This is a genomic window from Mesorhizobium sp. M7A.F.Ca.US.002.01.1.1, assembly GCF_004022955.1.
In the GTDB taxonomy this organism is placed as follows: Bacteria; Pseudomonadota; Alphaproteobacteria; order Rhizobiales; family Rhizobiaceae; genus Mesorhizobium; species Mesorhizobium ciceri.
On sequence record NZ_RZQE01000677.1, the window covers coordinates 1 to 2,492 of the forward strand.

Here is a 2,492-nt window from a genome sequence, read left to right on the forward strand (position 1 = left end):
AGTGGGGACTGCACACACTTCGCGCAATTTGCCCATACGGTTGAGCGCGGGCTCTCGTTACCCCTTTTGACGGTGGTCATGGGACAGCCTATTTGGACTGGCCTCCACCCGACGCACCTAACCCTTACCAGCCCGCCCAAATGCCTTTGAGACCGTTCGGGTCCGAGAGAAGGATCGTAGTGATGTGACAGCGATGGCTCCACTCCGTCAAAAGTGGAAGGTAGCTACCGCTAATTCGGGGACGGCTGTCGGATTCCAGGGATGCTATGGTACGGCACTAGGCAAATGACATTGGTTGCGGAGCGCGCTGTGGACGGGAGTGCTGCATGTCACTGAGGGTCGGCGACTGGGTAGAGATTCGGTCCAAGGAAGAAATCCTTCTTACGCTCGACAGAAATGGTCGACTTGAGGAGCTTCCTTTCATGCCACAGATGTTTCAATATTGTGGTCACCGCTTTCGTGTTTACAAGCGCGCGCACAAGACATGTGACACGATCAATTTTGCTGGCGGACGCAAGTTATCCGGAGGCATCCATCTTGAAAACCTGAGGTGCGACGGCAACGCGTTTGGAGGTTGTCAGGCAGCGTGCCTGGTCTTCTGGAAAGAGGCATGGCTCAGGCCTGTGGCGTCCTCGGACGAAGCCATCGCGCCGCGAACCAACGCGGCGAATGGAAAAGGTTGCACGGAAAGCGACGTGCTGGCTGGTACGCGCGCCAAGAGCCAGCCACTTTCAGGTGGTCCGAGATACTCATGCCAAGCCACAGAACTTCTGGATGCGACCACCCCACTTTCTTGGTGGGATGCCCGGCAGTATGTGGAAGATTATGCATCGGGAAACGCCAGCAAAAAGCGTCTCCTGGTCGGATTCATCTATGCAGCAGTATTCAGTATCTATCACTACATGGGCCATCTGCATCTCGGGAGGCTCTCCGTGATTGTCAGCTGGCTGTATGACAAGGTGCAGCACATTTACGGTGGCGTTTCATTCCCACGATATCGGGGATCGATACCTGCCGGCCAGCCGGTTCCAACCATCAAGCTTGATCTCCAACCGGGGGAGCTGATCAGGGTTAAGTCCTATGAAGAAATCCTCAAGACCCTAGACACGGATAATAAGAACCGTGGCCTGTATTTCGACGCTGAGATGGTCCCCTATTGCGACCATACTTTCAGGGTCCGGTCGCGAGTAACAGCGTTTGTCAATGAAAAGACCGGACTTCTCAACCGGCTCAGGGGACCGGCGGTCATCCTGGAGAAAGTCTGGTGCAATTCGAGGTATAGCGATTGCCGGATGCAGTGCCCAAGAGCCGTCTATCCCTGGTGGCGAGAAATTTGGCTGGAACGGGTGCCTGGCGAGGCAATCGCTCACATGGGGCATGCTACGGCAGCTCAAACGGAAACAAGCGCGTATGCAGCCAGTGATACATGACCCACAAGGCCCTCAGTGCCAAAGGCGAACCCCGCAACCTTAAAAGGGAAGCCATTCAAAGTGGCGTCGCCAGGATGGTGAGCCAGGGGGTGAACCTGATTCTCAGGGTGGGCTATATTGCCATCCTGGCACGCCTGCTCAGCCCTGACGATTTCGGCCTGGTCGCGATGGTGGTGGCACTCACAGGCATTTTCGACGTCTTCACCACCGCCGGGCTTTCCTCCGCTACCATCCAAAAGCATGAGATTTCGTTTGACCAGGTTTCGGCACTGTTCTGGATCAACATACTGGTAGGGGTCTTTCTCGCGCTGCTCTGCGCCGCGAGTGCCTACACGATATCAGCCTTCTACCATGAGCCGCGTCTACTCAGGATCGCCATCGCGGTCGCTCCAGCTTTCCTGCTTAACGCGGCCGGCGTGCAACATGCCGCTCTGATCGAGCGCGACTTGCGTTATGTCACACTCAGCGCGATCGAAACGGGTGCCCTGTGCGTGGGCATCCTGTCCGGTGTGCTGCTCGCGTTGCGTGGCTACGGCTACTGGGCACTGATCGCCCCGACACTTATCTCGCCGGCAATCAACAGCCTGGGCTGCTGGATCGCCACCGGGTGGATTCCTGGATGGCCTCGACGCGGCGCCAATATTCGCTCGCTCTTGCATTTCGGTGGAATCGTCACGCTGAACAACCTCGTTGTCTATATTGGCTACAATGTGGAGAAAGTCCTTCTCGGGCGGCTCTGGGGCGCTGCGTCGCTCGGATTGTATACCCGGGCCTTCCAGCTGATTGGCATCCCTACGGCGACCATCAACAGCGCCGTCGGTGCGGTACTGTTCTCGGCGTTGTCACGAATGCAGCATGATCCCGCGCGGTTGCGGAACTTCTACCTCAAGGGATATTCGATCGTCATCGCGGTGACGGTTCCCATCACAATGTTCTCGTTCCTGTTCGCACATGAGATCATCACCGTGGTGCTGGGCTCGCAATGGACGGGGGCGGCGACCATCTTCCGGCTGCTCACGCCTACCATCTTGGTGTTCGGGATCATCAACCCTACATATTGGC

At 57.0% G+C, this 2,492-nt stretch carries 2 protein-coding genes; both read left to right on the forward strand.

Annotated elements, in window-relative coordinates; translation table 11 throughout:
- Positions 1–326 precede the first annotated feature (326 nt).
- Positions 327–1,430 (forward strand): hypothetical protein, encoded by a 1,104-nt coding sequence (locus EN932_RS33895; protein WP_245483380.1) that lies wholly within the window; start codon positions 327–329, stop codon positions 1,428–1,430.
- A partial coding sequence (locus tag EN932_RS33900; protein ID WP_164890780.1) for a lipopolysaccharide biosynthesis protein occupies positions 1,427–2,492 on the forward strand: 1,066 nt, incomplete at its 3' end. The genes EN932_RS33895 and EN932_RS33900, both read left to right, overlap by 4 nt.